Below are 16,598 nucleotides of genomic sequence, written 5' to 3'. Positions count from 1 at the left end.
TACTCCTTTACCATTCCATATACTGGGAAATCAGTGAAGATTGATCGCGTCGTTCAAATAGAGCGACGTAAGCAAGGCGAAAACATATGCTTGAATGGCGCAAACCAAAAATTCAAGCGCAGAAATACCAATCATTAATAGAAAGGTCGGGATACCCACTAGGGTATAATAACCTGCAAGGAAAGCAGGCGAGGCAGATTGAACCGGCGGGTTGACAATAAAGTTAGCCAGAACTTCCAAAAGAACGTGCCCTGCAGTCATGGCAACGAAAAGACGAAGCGCAAGACTGAAAGGACGTAAAACGAAAGAAAAGGCTTCAATCCCGGGGATCAGCCAAATAAGTGCCATGGGGGTACCATGCGGCACAAACAGCTTGAAAAAGCCGAGTCCATGACGCGTGAAACCCACAACAAGCACGGTACCAAAAGCTATCGCCGCCAGCGTTGCCGTAACGGTAACATGACTGGTTGACGTGAAAGGCTCTGCACCCGGCAAAAGACCGAATAAAGGAACCAATCCAAGCATATTGGCGAAAAGGATGAACATAAAAAGGGTAAAGATCAGCGGGGTAAACGGACGGCCTTTTGGACCGATGTTTGTGCTGACCATATCGTTAACAAAGCGAGTCATGACTTCCACGGCCATCTGCCAGCGACCGGGAATCAACGCCTTCCTCCGACCACCTGCCATAAAAATAGCAAGAGCGGCCATTGCAATCACCATCCAGAGAGCGGAGTTGGTGAAGGAAATATCATATTTTCCGATATGAAGCCCATGCAAAGGCTCCACGGTAAACTGATGCATGGGGTCTACATTATTAGTAGCAGCCATATTACGAGCCCCTAGCTATCTATCCATTAAAGAACATACAGGATTCACTCCGGATGTTCACGAGAAATCCGTACCACATTTCTAAACGCAATACAGACCCCTAATAGAAGAAATATGATCAGAAATATTGGTTTAGTTCCAATCAGGCGATCGAACAACCACCCGATAAGTCCGCCACCAGCCGGGCCCGCAATCATCTCAGTCAACACTCTGTTTCCTTGAGCAAAACCTTTGGCTGCAGGTTTATTGGCTTTTGCCTGACGACTTTCAGAATCTCTTCTGCTCGTCGCAAGCATGGCCTCTAATTCTGCCATCCTCGGATCTTGTGGTCCCAGCCCTTTATTAGAATCGTTACTCACCATCGCCAACTCGCTATCCTTTGAATTTCAACCCCTTGAATTTCAAGGATAAATGCTATTCAGCATGACGAGTAACTATCTCGTCAAGTAGGTCTTTTTTAAGAAGACGGCCGTTGCAAGTCAACTCAAAGCACAGAGAATGAAAAACCGAAGTTTTTTTATATCTCTATCGTCTCTTTTATAAAAAAAGCGACTAACTTTGTAAATTATGGCCTATTTACAGGTAGAAAGTCACCTAATAGCCGCCCCTTTTTATCCACAGGTAGAAGGTAAAGCGATCAAGCCATTTTTTTTCTGCCATTTGCCATCTGACAAAGCATAGAACTGCCCGTTCTGAACACGGCTTGCCAAAGTTTTACAGCCAACCGCAACAGCCCATTCCTCAACAGTAACCCCACGTTTTGCGGCTTCTGAGGTATAGGCGGCTCGTCTTTTGATGTTCAAAGCATCAACCGCAGTCTTAACAGCAGGAGGGGGCGTTTGGGCAAAGCCCATATAGCCATCAATTTTTTCACCGATCACGCCATTGGCTATGGCTGATTGTAAAATATCATCACCGCCTTGAGCAAAAGAAGGGACAGCCAAAGACAAGCCTATAAACAGAGCTGCCTTGATAATGCCTTTCGGCCATTTCATTTTGATATCGATCATTGCGGGAATAACTCCGGATTATTTTGAATAAAGTCGCCAGCATCCTTTTGAAGATGAACGACAACCTCCTGCCGGACATTAACATTAAGGTTAATCTCAATGGGTTTATCAGGTGCCTTCACCGAGATACAGCCCCCCACCATCAACAAGCTGACGAAAAGAAAGCCTTTCTCTATTACTCCGGTCTTCTGCCTCATATTTCATCCTAATATAATTGTTGATATATGATCGTTTTTTCCTTTTTAAGGTCAAAAGGCTCCTTCATTAGACAACTCGGACTGATTAAGAACTGAACGCGGGTTATTATAAGAACGCATCGCGTTCAGTAATCCACGGAAAGGTGCCTTAACCTGAACATTGAAATGGAAAGGCAACTTTTCCATTTCGCGCGCCAAATATGAACGGGGCGCTTTGGTCTCAACCTCGCGAACGCCGCCGAACTGGATAGAACTGATAAAGTCCCCATCAAGGCTACCATTCAAACCAACGTCCAGATGCCCATAGCGAACCCCTTTTAAGACATCGAAGGTCAGCTTACCCAGCATGCCCTGATGGGCATTCGAAACAGGGCCCACATAACTAACGACACCCCCCGGTACTCGGCTCGCCAAATGGCCACCTTCAATCTTGCCGCTATTAGCGCTGAATTCGATAGGAAGTACGCCGTCGAAACGACCACTCACGAACAGATTTTTTAATTGGAGATTATCAACCAACGGGGCGCTATCCATGTCTGAAACATGGAAAACAACCTTGTGCATTCCCGTATGCCCAAAATCCAGCACCGCACCATCAAGGGTCAAATGGCCGTCAAAGAAAGGCCAATTGCCTTTTTCAATGACAATGACCCTGTTGGGTAAGAGCTGATAATGAATCTGCCCCCCCTTGATCGCCAAGCCTGCGTTGATTTCATCAACAGTCGCCAATTGATTGGCTGGCGTTTTCAAATTTAACAAATCAGAGAAAGCTACCTTACCTTTAAACCCAGAAACCGTCCCAAAGGCAGCCGCAAAATCAAGACCATTGGTAACGAAATCCCCTGTGCTGACAATTTTCTTGTTCTGCCAATCGATTCGCCCCTGACCTGACAAAGAACCTTTTACATCAGCGAAAATACCTAAGCTTAACGGCGTAATCTGTTCAGGTTGCAGCGTTTTATCAAAAACAACTTTATTCACATGAAATAAAACATGTCCGCGACTATCCGAAAAATGATGCTCTATTCTCGTATCCAAAAGATGGACCGAACGGATATCAATAGGCCTATCCAAACCAGCCGTAATATGAAGTCGCTCGGTATTGATTTGCATCAATAGATCTTGAGAACGCATCGGTAAAAATCGAGGTGAAGCTTGATCCGCATCGGCAATATCCACAGCACCATGCAACACGATATCGGTATTCTCAGATTTTCGCTCACCACCTTTATTTTGCCATTCCCAATGCGCTGCACCATTACTGAAAAGGAAAGGCACCATTCCTAAACGCCCTGACACACCAGTCAGATCACCCTCACCGTCCATTCCATTAAGATTGGCTGTCAGGTGATCAACAGAAAGATGCGTATCAGCGTCGCCTTCATCCCCTTTCTGATTAAATTGCAGACCGCTTAACTCGGCATATTGCCGTCCAAGAAACAGCGAAGAGGTTTTTACACGAAGGGTAAATGGCTGATTATTAATAACCCCAGAAATTGTAGGATTATCCAATCGCGCACCGCCTTCTATCAGGCGACCATTATCCACCCGCAAAAATGACTGTTCTACAGGACAAAGCGGTAAAACTATTTTTTGACTGGTAATGCCTGACATCACCAATTTCTCAGCACGCAGATTGAAACAGTTACGGTTAATAGCAATCCGCTTATCTTGGCCTTCAACATCAATAGGCAAAAGTAATGAATCCACATGCCCATTATTGCCAATCGGCCCTGAAATGTTGGCTTGCGTTTTCAACTCAAAATGCTGTTTTTCATATAAAAAGCTAACCGGCGTCAAAGTAATCGAAGCCAGATTGTCGCGGTAAGGCTCAAATTTGGCCTCTCCCTTCACACCATAAGTGCCTAACTGATTCAGATGAACTAAAGCGGTAGGAAGCCCTTCTCCTTTAAAAGAGAGATCGCCCCCAAAATGCCAAGGAATTTGGCGTTTCTCTTGCCAATCAGCAGCCCCCGAAAACTGTATTTTTTGGTCAGTAGCGCCTCTAACAACCGCTTTTTTGAGTGTCGCAGTCAAATTCCCTTGATGGTTATCAAGAGATATTTCTGTATCCGCAGAAACATCTCCAGCCAGCTTAGTTAAATTTTGCCGCAGCCGTTGCACTAAAGAGAATAAAGGCGTGCCGTCAGGAACAGATAAGCTAGAAAAATCGGCTTTCACATGTGCATTTTCCAAGGAAAGATGAGAATCCACCAATAGGCTGTCGCCTTTTCTGGCATCGGAAAAATAAGCAAAAGGCAGATTAAAATTACTGGCAAGGTGCCACTTTCCACCAGAAACCAAAGCCATCTGCTCTAGACCTGAAATATCCATCTGGCCTTTTGCCTGCTGAAAATCGCCTTTTGCGGCAACTCTACCGCTCACGGCAGATAATTGCCACGGAGATTGGCCAGATGATGCGATTTCGGGTGCTGATATTGAAGCGCCCCCTTCCCAGTTATCCAAAGCCTTATTCAAATGGCCGTCAATCACACCGTCCATTTTTCTAAGGAAAAGGTCCGCAGCCTTACAACGCATTGTTTCAGCAGTCACAGGGCCATGCAAATAAGGCTTACCAGAAGAAACCGATGTTTTTAGAAAGAGATGCCCTTTCTCTATCTGACAAGCCTCTGATGAGAAATGAGGCATCGAAACAGCAAGATTACCTTGAAATCCATTCGCCAGATTACCGCTACCATCAACCGCCATACCAATCGTTCCATAGGCGGTTCGCAATCTCATTCTGGCATCTTTCAGATCGACATCCAAAATAGGCAGTCCAGAAGAATTGCCCGATGTAGTCATATAACTTTTCAGAGCATCGAGGTTACCGAAATCAAAACCCTTCTGATCAAGACGCCCATAAAGCCGTAATTTATCAAAATGAATCGATGAGATAGCCAGCCCATGCCATAGCGGTTTTAAATGGATCACCACGCGATCTGCAGTCAAATCAGGATAATCCGGATCACCAATCACTAAATTATCAAGCTGCTGAATCGTAGGATCTAGACGCGTTAGCCGATAATGCGCCTTCATATGGAGCTGGTTTACTTCACGACCGATCAACCAGCGCCCAAATATCATACGCTGGGACCATAAAATAAGAAGAATAGCTATAAAAAGGATGATGGCGAACAGCCAGAAATGCCTTTTTTTGAACCAATACTGGTTGCGCGTTTTATTCGTCATCCCTGTTTTTCTTTATTAAGAAATCGATATATAGTTTTAAGATGTTACGATTCCGATGATATTAAAGAACGCTTTAGAAAAAAGGCGCCATTTTTATTTATTTTAGAGTTAAACAGTATTACATCCCGCTTCAATCCTTTATATCCGTTGAGAATGGACACAAAAGACATTGGCTCTCAAGGTCATCGTAGCCGATTAAGGGAGCGCTTACTTAACAGCGGCTCTGATGCCTTGCTAGATCATGAAGTGATAGAGTATCTTTTAGCTCTTGCCATACCGCGGAAAGATACGAAACCGCTGGCGCGCGCATTATTAGCCGAATTCGGTGATATCGAAACATTATTAACAGCCGATCCGGGTATGATTGCCCGTGTAAAGGGCGCAGGGCCAACGGCTATTGCCGCCTTGAAAATCGCACAAGTTGCCGCCTTAAGACTGCTTAAAACCAAGGTTAAAAAAGCCCCTATTCTTGCAGGTTGGCAATCGCTTATAGATTATCTTCATGCCGATATGGCATTCCGTCTAACCGAACGATGTCGATTGCTTCATCTCGACAATCACAATCGTCTTATCCGCGACGAAGTTCTTAGCGAGGGTTCCGTCGATCAAGTGCCTGTTTATGTGCGTGAAGTGATATGACGTGCCATTGAGCTCTGCTCGGTGGGTCTTATTCTGGTACATAACCATCCAAGTGGCGATGCCCATCCCAGCGAAGCCGATATCCAGCTAACGCGTTCAATTGTTGCTGCCGCCCGTCCTTTAAAAATATATCTTCACGACCACGTCATTATCAGCAGCAGCGGATCTTGCAGCCTAAGAGGGCTTGGCCTTCTATAACTACAGGCACAACGACAAGCCTTTATCACCCAAAAACCGTTTTTCTAAATAGTCGATTGATATTTTTAAAGATTGATAGCCCCTACCGGCTTTGTTAGGTCAAATGCCATAACCCCCCGCCGGAAAATGCCGGATGATTTCTTGAGGAGCTTTGTATTATGATCCCCCGTTATTCCCGACCAGAAATGGTAAAATTATGGGAACCGGAAAGCCGTTTCCGGATCTGGCTAGAAATTGAAGCCCATGCCACCGATGCTTTAGCCGAATTAGGCGTTGTTCCGAAAGATGCCGCTAAAGCCATCTGGGAAAAAGGTGCCTTTGAAGTCGAACGTATCGACGAGATTGAAGCCGAAGTGCGTCATGACGTTATTGCCTTTCTGACGAATGTCGCTGAACATGTTGGTGATCCGGCTCGCTTCATGCATCAAGGTATGACGTCTTCTGATGTCCTTGACACTTGTCTTTCAGTGCAGTTGAACCGCGCTGCCCTTATCCTTTTGAAGGATATTGACCAATTACTGGAAGTTCTGAAGCGTCGCGCTTTTGAATATAAAATGACCCCGACCATTGGTCGTAGTCATGGTATCCATGCTGAACCGACAACCTTTGGCCTAAAAATGGCCGAAGCCTATGCTGAATTCAAACGGAACCGCCGCCGGTTGGAAGAAGCCCGCAAAGATATTGCTACCTGTGCCATCTCCGGCGCTGTCGGTACTTTTGCCAATATCGATCCCCGTGTTGAAGCCCATGTAGCCGAAAAAATGGGTCTGACTGTTGAACCTGTTTCAACGCAGGTTATCCCGCGTGATCGTCATGCAATGTTCTTTGCAACCTTAGGCGTGATCGCGTCTTCGGTTGAACGCGTGGCTATCGAAGTTCGTCATTTACAGCGCACCGAAGTTCTGGAAGCCGAAGAATATTTCGCTCCGGGTCAAAAAGGTTCATCGGCTATGCCGCATAAGCGGAATCCGGTGTTGACTGAAAACCTGACGGGTCTTTCCCGCTTGGTTCGCGGTTATGTAACGCCGGCTCTGGAAGATGTTGCTTTATGGCATGAACGCGATATTTCTCATTCTTCCGTTGAACGGATGATCGGCCCTGATGCCACCGTTACATTGGATTTTGCCTTGGCACGTCTGACCAATGTTATGGATAAATTATTGGTTTATCCGGAACGGATGCAGCGCAACCTCGACCGCATGGGTGGACTTATCCATTCACAGCGCGTTTTGTTGGCACTGACCCAGGCAGGTACTAGCCGTGAAGCTGCTTATCGCTTGGTCCAGCGGAATGCCATGAAGGTGTGGGAATCTGATGGTAAGGTTTCTTTGCTGGCGCTGCTTAAGGCCGATCCTGAAGTATCTTTGAGCGACGAAAAGCTCGATGCTTTATTCGATCTCGGCTACCACCTCAAACATGTAGACACGATTTTTCAGCGGGTTTTTAACAAAGATTAATCCTGACTGGATATCAAACAAAAAGGCTGCCTGAAAAGGCAGCCTTTTTTATTCTGTATGGCCTTATCTTTTCAAAAAAGGCTTTCTAATGGATGAGATCATTCACCCGTCAGAATTGTTTTCAACTTCGAAAAAAAACCGGAAGATTTCGGGCATTCTTCACCCGTTTCCGTTTCACGGAACTGTTCCAGTAATTCGCGCTGTTTTGCCGTCAAGCGGGTCGGCGTTTCAACATCAATCTGAATAATCAGATCACCGCGTCCACGTCCATTTAATACCGGCATACCGGCACCGCGCCGCTTTAACTGCTTGCCTGACTGAATACCCGAAGGAATAGCGATTTCATATTGTTCACCATCAAGGCTTGGCACGTGGATGGAACCACCCAAAGCCGCTTGAGTGAATGAAATCGGAACATGAGCAAACAGGTTATAATTTTCACGTTGGAAAACCTGATGCGGCGTTACATGGATAAATATGTAAAGATCGCCTGCAGGGCCACCATGTAAACCGGCTTCGCCTTCTCCAGATAAACGGATGCGCGTGCCATCATCAACACCGGCCGGAATATTCACAGAAAGGGTTTTGTGCTTTTCACAGCGCCCTTCCCCATGACATTCAGGGCATGGGTCGCTGATGACTTCACCTTTGCCTTGGCAGACCGGACAGCTCTGCTCAACAACAAAAAAACCTTGCTGAACCCGTATCCGTCCAGAACCATGACAAGTGTCACAAGTCTTGCGGCCAGAACCAGCTTTAGCGCCAGAACCATGGCAAGCATCGCAGACAGAAGCGACATCGATATCAATATCGATGGTTTTACCTTTAAACGCTTCTTCTAAATTAATTTTCAAATCATAACGCAGATCGGCACCGCGCTGAACTGAAGAACGCGCCTGACCACGGCCGCCGCCCATGAATTCGCCAAAAACAGATTCGAAAATATCCGAAAAGCCGCTAAAGTCTTGGGAACCGCCACCAAAACCGCCGCCAAATCCAGCACCACCGCCTTGGAAGGCATCCTTGCCATAACGGTCGTAAGCAGCTCTTTTCTGGGGATCTTTCAGGCAGTCATAGGCTTCGGAAATAGCCTTAAAACGTTCTTCTGCTTCTTTATCATTCGGATTTCTATCCGGATGATAACGCATAGCCAATCGGCGATAGGATGTTTTGATGACTTTGTCGTCGGCTGTGCGCTCGACTTCTAACAAACTATAATAATCTAACTCAGACACAAGGCTCCCCCACTTTCACAACGGTACCACCACCGATTACAAGCTATAGCCCAAAAACCGATGGTGGTATTGTCGTGACTAGCCCTTTATTTCAAGGCTGATCTTCGGGTCGCAATAACCAGATTATTTCTTATCTTGGTCATCTATTTCCTGAAATTCGGCATCAACAACATTGTCACCTTCGGCTTTTTCCGTTTCCGGTGTGTCATGCCGTTCGTTGTTGCTCTGATCCTGCTCATAAAGAGCCTGACCCAATTTCATAGCGACCTGACCCAAAGCCTGGGTTTTTTCAGTGATCTGAGCCGCATCTTCGCCTTCGAGCGCCGTTTTAACAGCGGCAACAGCTGCTTCGACTTCGGTTTTCAAGGCTGCATCAACCTTGTCACCCAATTCACTCAGCTGACGTTCGGTCGTGTGAACCAGACTATCACCATTGTTCTTGGCTTCTGCCAATTCACGACGATTTTTGTCTTCGGCTGCAAATTGCTCTGCATCCTTGACCATCTTGTCGATGTCGCCCTCAGACAGACCACCAGAAGCCTGAATACGGATCTGCTGTTCTTTGCCGGTGCCCTTGTCTTTAGCGGACACATTAACAATACCGTTAGCATCAATATCGAAGGTAACTTCGACCTGCGGCACACCACGTGGCGCCGGCGGAATACCAACGAGATCGAACTGACCTAACATCTTGTTGTCGGCGGCCATTTCACGTTCGCCTTGGAAAACGCGAATGGTAACAGCATTTTGGTTGTCTTCAGCCGTTGAATAGACCTGCGACTTTTTGGTCGGGATGGTCGTATTGCGGTCGATCATGCGGGTGAACACACCACCAAGGGTTTCGATACCCAAAGACAGCGGCGTAACATCAAGCAACAGAACGTCTTTGACATCACCCTGAAGAACGCCGGCCTGAATGGCGGCACCCATGGCAACAACTTCATCCGGGTTAACGCCGGTATGCGGTTCTTTACCAAAGAATTCTTTTACGACCTGACGTACTTTCGGCATACGGGTCATACCACCAACCATGACGACATCGTCAATATCGGAGGCTTTAACGCCCGCATCAGCCAGAGCCTTTTTCACAGGTTCCAACGTACGATCGATAAGGTCAGCAACCAAACGTTCCAGATCTGCACGAGAAATGGCTTTAACCAAATGCTTCGGACCCGTAGCATCTGCCGTAATGAATGGCAGGTTGACTTCGGTCGTCTGTGCAGAAGAAAGTTCAATTTTAGCTTTTTCAGCAGCTTCTTTCAAACGCTGAAGAGCCAGACGATCTTTGGTCAGATCGATGCCTTCGGCTTTTTTGAATTCTTCAGCCAAATAGCTGACGATCTTGGTGTCGAAATCTTCACCACCGAGGAAGGTATCACCATTAGTGGCCTTCACTTCGAAAACGCCGTCGCCGATTTCCAGAACGGAGATATCGAAGGTACCACCACCCAAGTCATAAACAGCGATCGTCTTACCGTCGTTTTTATCAAGACCATAGGCCAAAGCAGCAGCCGTCGGTTCGTTGATGATACGAAGGACTTCGAGACCAGCAATCTTACCAGCGTCTTTGGTTGCCTGACGCTGAGCATCATTGAAGTAAGCCGGAACCGTGATAACAGCCTGATCGACGGTTTCACCAAGATAGGATTCTGCGGTTTCTTTCATCTTTTGAAGAATGAAAGCAGAAATCTGGGAAGGCGAATAATCCTGACCACCTGCTTTAACCCAGGCGTCACCATTGCTACCACGAACGATGTGGTAAGGGACTAATTCGGTATCACGCTTGGTTACGGGATCGTCAAAACGACGACCGATCAAACGCTTAACCGCAAAAATCGTGTTTTCAGAATTGGTAACCGCCTGACGCTTTGCGGGCTGACCAATTAAACGTTCACTGTCTTTGGTAAATGCAACAATAGACGGAGTGGTACGTGCGCCTTCTGCATTTTCAATAACTTTAGGCTGGCCACCTTCCATCACAGCGACGCAGCTGTTGGTGGTACCTAAATCAATACCTATAACTTTACCCATGTCCTACCTTCCTTCCCCAGGAATGACAAAATTTACTCTTCTAAAAATAAAAGCTTGCCTTTGGAACAAGTCTACATTGGGCGATATAAGAACGCTTTTGACAAGCGCAAGCCACTCACCCAAGGCAGCTTCCTATTATTTTGATTTTTAATAATATTTAATCGCATTGAATGGCGTATAGTGGGTTTTAAAATCCTAATCTTCAAGATTAAGACAATAAAAATAATTGACGCCCAAAAAGGCTAGTTATGCTTCCAGTCGAGGCAGGGCCAACCTTCTTTTTTGGCTAAGATTTCTAAACGACGACAAGGATTAATCGCAAAGGGTAAATCAACCCAACGGAATACAGGTGCATCGGAAACATGATCGCTGTAAAAACGGATGTGACAATCATCGCGATCCAAATCGGCTTCCGTCATCCAAGACAAAATCATCCGCAATTTGGCAGGGCCATAATTATTTTCACCCTCAATACGCGCCACTAAATGGCCATCATGACGAATGCTGCTATCGGTCGCAATAACATCATCAAAACCTAATTTTTTAGCAATCAATCCGGCATAAAGACGATAGGATGCCGTCGCCATAACTAACCGTCTTCCGGCTTTATGGTCAGCTTTTATCGCAGCCACCGCACCCGGACGGATATTATCGCGGATCGTTTTTTCAGCAAAACTTTCAGCCAAAGGCTTTATGTCTTCGGGATCAACATGCGATCCCAATAATAAAGCATGGGATATTTCCTTTAACCGACCCCGTGAAATCAGGCGCATGACATAGGAAAGCATGGCGAACACGACCAAAGGCAGAAAAAGTAGCCGCCACATTTGTCGGCGACAGGCAACATAGATCAGAAATGGTGTCCATGTCGGCCGATAGGTGATCGTGCGATCCATATCATAAATAGCGAGTTCTATCGTCATAGCTCCCTTGGGGTAGGTAATGGGGCACATTCACCCGAAACAAGATAATTACATAAAATATATGTTTTATTTTTTACAATATACCCTACCCTAGCTGAAAATATCCGACCTTGAATTATATATCCGACGCATATTCCAAAAAAAATTCATTCCCATAGGCTAAAAACAGTCTGTTTCAACCTGAAAGCCCAGAACAGCATTTGCCATTTTTATCAGGAATGATCTAGAACTATCTGCTTGGATATTCATCTTCCCGTCGATAAATAGCCGCTTTTTATTTTATCGGCCTTCATTCACAGACAAAGAAGGATTGGACGAAATGGCTGATATAATCAATGCCTGCGAACAGAGAATTTTAAAAACAGCCGCCGATTTTCCAATGCTGGATCTTCTGACCGGCTGGTCTAATATTAACAGCGGCTCTCATAACAAAACTGGCCTTGCTCACATGGCAGAGGCCTTAAAACAAGCCTTCTCCATTTTACCCGCTACCATTGAGGAGGTAACCCTCCCGTCCCAATCGGTTATTTCTGCGGAAGGCCAACCCATTCCACCATCGACGGCGACCCATCTGCATTTAACCGTTCGTCCCAAAGCACCGCTTCAAATTCTTTTAACTGGCCATTTCGACACTGTCTTTGGCGAAAACCATACTTTCAATACTGTTACTTATTTAGATGATGAGACATTGGGCGGGCCTGGTGTCGCTGATATGAAGGGCGGATTGGCAGTCATGCTGGCCGCACTCCAAGCCTTTGAACAGCATCCTGAAAAAGATCAGTTGGGCTATGAAATTGTCCTAAACAGCGATGAAGAAATTGGTTCTGGATCATCCGCTTCGCTTCTTTCGCAGGCCGCCGCTGGAAAAACGGCTGCCTTCACCTATGAACCTTCAACGCTGCCTGATGGCACCTTCGCCAGTGCCCGTCCGGGTAGCGGAAATTTTTCAATCGTTATCAAAGGCTTAGCTGCTCATGCTGGACGGAATATCGACCAAGGTCGCAATGCAATACTTGCCGCGGCGGATATGGCTCTTCGCCTAAAAGCCGCTAGTTGTGAAGGCATGACCGTTAACCCAGCAAAGATTGATGGCGGCGGCCCTAACAATATTGTGCCTGATAATGCGGTGCTTCGGGTCAATATTCGCGCTTCAACCACGGAAAAAATGAATTTAGCTCGAGATCTGCTGAAAAAAACAATTGCAGATATTTCTCAAGATCATAGTGTGACAGTTACGATTTATGGCCAATTCGGTCGTCCACCTAAAATTATTAGTCAAAAGAGCAAAAATCTAATGGCACTGGTTGAAAACAGCTGTCGCGATCTTGGGTTAACCGCTCAATGGAAAGAGACGGGTGGCGTCTGTGATGGCAATAATATTTCGGCAATGGATGTGCCCGTTATCGATACAATGGGGGTCAGAGGCGGTAGCATCCATTCCGCACAAGAATTCATGATCATTAAAAGCCTTGGGGAGCGGGCACAGCTTTCTGCGCTCGTCTTGATGCGGCTTTTAAAGGAAGGGGGAATATGAGTTACAGAATTCGTCCGGCACGTGCCGGTGATGAACAGTCTCTTTACACCTTGGCGCAGCTGACGGGGGGCGGTTTCACCAATTTACCGCCCGACCTCAAAGCGTTGGAAGACAAAGTCGCAAAAAGTTGTGCTGCTTTTTCGGAAACCGAAGACGCTGTTCGCGACCATGTTTATGTTCTTGTTCTAGAACATGCAGAAACGGGGCAGGTCGTCGGCACCGCGCAGATTTTTGCAAAAGTCGGTGTAAAACAGCCTTTTTATAGCTATCGTTTAAGCCAGCTCACCAAAACCTCGCCAGAGCTAGACCACCGCATCACAACCCGCATGTTAACCCTGACAACTGATCTCGAAGGTTGCTCGGAGGTTGGCGGTCTATTTTTACACCCTGATCATCGTACCGGCGGTCTGGGGCTGCTGCTGGCACGCTCTCGCTATCTTTTCATCAAAATGCATCGCGCCTGTTTTGCTGATCGTTTTCTGGCTGAATTACGCGGTGTCATTGATGAAAATGGCCGCGCACCTTTCTGGGATGGCTTGGGTAACAAATTTTTCGGCATGTCTTTTCAGGAAGCCGATTATCTCAATTCGATCAAAGGCAATCATTTCATCTCCGATTTGATGCCTGATTACCCGATTTATACTGCCTTGTTACCGGAAACGGCACGGGAAGTAATCGGGCAACCGCATACCAGCGGACGTCCTGCTATGAGAATGCTGCAAAAAGAAGGCTTCTCCTCTAATGGCTATGTCGATATTTTTGATGGTGGCCCAACCATGGTCGCAGAAACCGACCATATTATTTCAGTGGCGCACGCCAAAGAAGGCACGCTTCAGGGCGTTGTCGAAAATGAAGATGATGGGGTACTTTCTGTTGTCGCCAAAGGTCGTCTGAAAGACTTCCGTGCCAGCTACGCCAAGCTGACGGAAGGAACCAAAGATAATCCGCAGATAAAGCTTAACAAGAAAGCCATAGATAATTTACAGCTTACATCGGGTGATAATTTCGTTCATATCCCAAGATGATCGACCCAGTGAACTGTTAAAAATCAAGATATAGGCTTCCAGTTATGTATCGTCGTCCTAAACGGAATATATGAGTATTATGGCGCAAATTGAATTTACCCATATTGATAATGAATCCTTCATCAGTGACGTTAAAGCGCTGGCTGAAAAGGTTGCAACCAGCAATGAATATCCTGATTTTGTTGTCGGGGTTGGACGAGGTGGTCTCGTTCCGGCAGTTTATCTGTCTCATTGCCTGAATGTCCCGATGCTTTCGGTTGACCATTCATCCAAAGTCTTCGACTTTGCTGATGAGCTATTGCTGAAACTGGCTCAATTAACGATTGCGGGACGCAAGCTTCTTTTCATTGATGATATCAATGATTCTGGCGGTACAATTGCCTATCTACGTCAGATGATGGACAAAAATGGTGCCGTTGCTCAACATGTCCGTTTTGCGGTTTTATTGGATAATATCCGGTCAAAAGCACGGGTCGATATCACGGCACGCAGCATTGACCGGAATGTTGACAAAAGCTGGCTGATCTTCCCTTGGGAAGCGATGGGTAGCCAGGCTACCATTAGCGAAGAAGCCAATTCTATTCCGGAAAGGCTTGCTTAAACCGGATTCTAAATATTCAAAGGGCAATAACACCGGAATAAACCGCAATGTTATTGCCCTTATTTTTTAATTAAAGGCCTGTTTTTCTCAAAAATTCAAGAAACAGCCCGCCAAAAAGTCCTTAAAGGATGCTTTATAAGCCCCCTTCCCTGACCTTTCCTTCATAGTGAATAAAGGCGGCTTCTAACTTCGACTCTAATTCAGCTTTATTATTTTTTGCTAAGAACTCAGCGCATTTGCCTTGGGGTGCAGAGGTAAAATCAATACCTGCACAAACCGGTTTTACAGCCTCACCTGTCTTTTGCTGCCACAAGCTGGCGCCTGACAGAAAAGAATATTCCAAACTATCACGAGACAGCTTTTTTAAGTCACTATAGGAAACATGCTGTTCCTGTATCGCCCGCATATATTCGGTTGTCAGGTCGTTTCGGGAAACTCCAGCATCATCGGTCGAAATAACAACTGGCACATTATACTGACGATAAAGCGCAAAAGGATGCTGACTGCCTTTGACATTCAAAATCGCATCATTGCTGGATAAATTGATTTCAACCGGAATTGGGCGCTTTGCCATCTCTTGCAAAGTTTCAACCGAATTGTTCTCCCAACCGATATCAATACCATGCCCAATCCGATCAGCACCGGCATCAAAAACCGCTTTATGAATATGGTCTCTTAAACCGGCGGCAGGCACCAGCGGTGGTGCCAACTCTCCGGCATGGAGTGTGATTTTTACATCAGGATATAACCGCCGTAAAAAGCGAAAAAACTGCATATGCAGGTCATAATCCTGCATAGAAACCGCCCCGTCTTCTGGTGCGACAATATTCACGCCAACCCAACGCGGATCATTATGTGCCAAGGCAAATCCCAATGCCAACTGAGCAAAAACGATTTCAGGCGGTGCGGAACGCATCGCGAAAATCATATAGCGCATGGTAACCGCGCAAGCTGGATCAGGATGCCCGATATCACATTGTAATATCTGCCGTGCCTGAGCTTCGGCTTCTGATGTTTCTACCTTCGCCGCTGCAACTGCCGCCGGAAGCCGATCTTTTACGACCTTCCAAAGTGTATCCGGTGATGTCTGCCCTTTTGCGTCTTGCAAAATACCTCTGGCAAAAGCCGATACAATTTTCGGATTTTCCATCGTTTCAATATAAAACAAGTTATTAGCCGCAGCATCCCTACGACTATAAGCCAGCATCCGACCAAAATTTTTATCTAAAGCTGCCGCGAAATGGTAAAAACTGGCAAAGAAATGATCGTGACCCGAATGGTCTCCAGATACGGCATTAAAGTGATAATTCCGCATCGAAAAAGCATCTATTAAGCTTTCTCTTAAGGCAGGGTCTTGGCGCTCCAGATTTTTTGCTGGCTTTTTATTTGCAGCTGTCTCACAAGGAGGCGAAACCACAGATAATTTCACAGGATCGACGCATAAATTTTCATCTCCTGCCCATTGAAGCATCGTTTCAGCATCAATCGCACCTGCTAGATGGTGATGAAGATCGCCCCCTTTAGGAAAAGCTGACACAAGCATACGAAGACGAGGCGTGTTTGCTTTTGCGGCTTCGATTTTGGCAGTCACGATGCTTTCGCTATCAGACGATGGCTGGGCATTAAAAGCGTGACCTTGAGACATCAAAAACGAAGAAAAAATGAGAGGGAGAACAGCTGTCTTTGTTTTCAACGGGGATAATGAAATGTTTGAAAAATTCTGAA

The 16,598-nt window shown here is 46.1% G+C and carries 13 protein-coding genes and 1 pseudogene; 5 read left to right on the top strand and 9 right to left on the bottom strand.

Annotated features, from left to right (window positions below):
* Positions 1-30: 30 nt before the first annotated feature.
* From FBY58_RS03395 to FBY58_RS03375, 5 genes are all read right to left on the bottom strand, one after another.
* Positions 31-831: a F0F1 ATP synthase subunit A gene (locus tag FBY58_RS03395; RefSeq protein ID WP_141919497.1), complete on the bottom strand. Its 801-nt coding sequence runs from the start codon at positions 829-831 to the stop codon at positions 31-33.
* Positions 832-875: 44 nt separating this feature from the next.
* Entirely contained in the window at positions 876-1,193 is a 318-nt protein-coding gene (locus tag FBY58_RS03390; RefSeq protein WP_141919496.1) for an AtpZ/AtpI family protein, read from the bottom strand.
* A 249-nt stretch (positions 1,194-1,442) separates the two neighbouring features.
* Complete coding sequence (locus tag FBY58_RS03385) at positions 1,443-1,841, bottom strand: YdbL family protein (RefSeq protein ID WP_141919495.1); 399 nt, start codon at positions 1,839-1,841, stop codon at positions 1,443-1,445.
* Positions 1,838-2,038, bottom strand: coding sequence for a YnbE family lipoprotein (locus tag FBY58_RS03380; RefSeq protein WP_141919494.1), 201 nt, complete (start codon positions 2,036-2,038; stop codon positions 1,838-1,840). The genes FBY58_RS03385 and FBY58_RS03380 overlap by 4 nt, the downstream gene beginning before the upstream one ends.
* 51 nt (positions 2,039-2,089) lie before the next feature.
* On the bottom strand, positions 2,090-5,230 hold the full coding sequence (locus FBY58_RS03375; RefSeq protein WP_141919493.1) for a YdbH domain-containing protein: 3,141 nt from the start codon (positions 5,228-5,230) through the stop codon (positions 2,090-2,092).
* A 153-nt stretch (positions 5,231-5,383) separates the two neighbouring features.
* Here FBY58_RS03375 and radC point away from each other — a divergent pair.
* Both radC and purB read left to right on the top strand, forming a co-directional pair.
* Positions 5,384-6,067: pseudogene (radC, locus tag FBY58_RS03370) on the top strand (RadC family protein).
* A gap of 158 nt (positions 6,068-6,225) precedes the next feature.
* On the top strand, positions 6,226-7,524 hold the full coding sequence (gene purB / locus FBY58_RS03365) for an adenylosuccinate lyase (protein ID WP_141919492.1): 1,299 nt from the start codon (positions 6,226-6,228) through the stop codon (positions 7,522-7,524).
* A 98-nt stretch (positions 7,525-7,622) separates the two neighbouring features.
* On the opposite strand, the gene dnaJ is transcribed toward purB, so the two are convergent.
* The 3 genes from dnaJ to FBY58_RS03350 form a co-directional block, all read right to left on the bottom strand.
* Entirely contained in the window at positions 7,623-8,759 is a 1,137-nt protein-coding gene (dnaJ, locus tag FBY58_RS03360) for a molecular chaperone DnaJ (RefSeq protein WP_141919491.1), read from the bottom strand.
* A gap of 123 nt (positions 8,760-8,882) precedes the next feature.
* Positions 8,883-10,790 (bottom strand): molecular chaperone DnaK, encoded by a 1,908-nt coding sequence (dnaK, locus tag FBY58_RS03355; RefSeq protein WP_141919490.1) that lies wholly within the window; start codon positions 10,788-10,790, stop codon positions 8,883-8,885.
* Positions 10,791-11,032: 242 nt separating this feature from the next.
* Positions 11,033-11,713: an HAD family phosphatase gene (locus tag FBY58_RS03350; RefSeq protein WP_141919489.1), complete on the bottom strand. Its 681-nt coding sequence runs from the start codon at positions 11,711-11,713 to the stop codon at positions 11,033-11,035.
* Positions 11,714-12,032: 319 nt separating this feature from the next.
* On the opposite strand from FBY58_RS03350, the gene FBY58_RS03345 reads away from it, so the two are divergent.
* From FBY58_RS03345 to FBY58_RS03335, 3 genes are all read left to right on the top strand, one after another.
* Positions 12,033-13,247: a hydrolase gene (locus FBY58_RS03345; protein ID WP_141919488.1), complete on the top strand. Its 1,215-nt coding sequence runs from the start codon at positions 12,033-12,035 to the stop codon at positions 13,245-13,247.
* Positions 13,244-14,272: an arginine N-succinyltransferase gene (locus tag FBY58_RS03340; protein WP_141919487.1), complete on the top strand. Its 1,029-nt coding sequence runs from the start codon at positions 13,244-13,246 to the stop codon at positions 14,270-14,272. The genes FBY58_RS03345 and FBY58_RS03340 overlap by 4 nt, the downstream gene beginning before the upstream one ends.
* 79 nt (positions 14,273-14,351) lie before the next feature.
* Positions 14,352-14,873: a phosphoribosyltransferase gene (locus FBY58_RS03335; protein WP_141919486.1), complete on the top strand. Its 522-nt coding sequence runs from the start codon at positions 14,352-14,354 to the stop codon at positions 14,871-14,873.
* A 133-nt stretch (positions 14,874-15,006) separates the two neighbouring features.
* On the opposite strand, the gene FBY58_RS03330 is transcribed toward FBY58_RS03335, so the two are convergent.
* Positions 15,007-16,464 (bottom strand): adenosine deaminase, encoded by a 1,458-nt coding sequence (locus FBY58_RS03330; RefSeq protein WP_260432074.1) that lies wholly within the window; start codon positions 16,462-16,464, stop codon positions 15,007-15,009.
* Positions 16,465-16,598: the final 134 nt, after the last annotated feature.

The sequence above is a fragment of the Zymomonas mobilis genome (genome assembly GCF_006715975.1).
Taxonomy (GTDB): domain Bacteria; phylum Pseudomonadota; class Alphaproteobacteria; order Sphingomonadales; family Sphingomonadaceae; genus Zymomonas; species Zymomonas mobilis_B.
This window is presented reverse-complemented; position numbering and strand designations above follow the sequence as displayed.